This window comes from Clostridium pacaense, assembly GCF_020709765.2.
Lineage (GTDB): Bacteria > Bacillota > Clostridia > Lachnospirales > Lachnospiraceae > Enterocloster > Enterocloster hominis.
Genome location: NZ_JAJFEB020000267.1, coordinates 1 through 230 on the forward strand (window position 1 = coordinate 1; position 230 = coordinate 230).

General features: G+C 53.9%; 1 protein-coding gene. It reads right to left on the bottom strand.

What is annotated here, in order from left to right; translation table 11 throughout:
• A partial coding sequence (locus LK536_RS59230; RefSeq protein WP_506092393.1) for an MMPL family transporter occupies positions 1–230 on the bottom strand: 230 nt, incomplete at both ends.

Here is a 230-nt window from a genome sequence, read left to right on the forward strand (position 1 = left end):
GCCTGGTCCTGTCATTCCACTTCGTGAACTTGAGGATCATGGCCGGCATTAAGAATACCACGGTAATCAGGCTGAAAATGATTCCCTTTGCCAGCACCAGGCCCATGTCGAACCCGATGTTAAACTTCATGGACACCAGGGCCAGGAAGCCCACCACGGTTGTCAGGCTGCTGGCAAAAATCGAATTGATGGCGGCCTCGATGGCATTGGCCATGGCTGTTTCTTCCGGC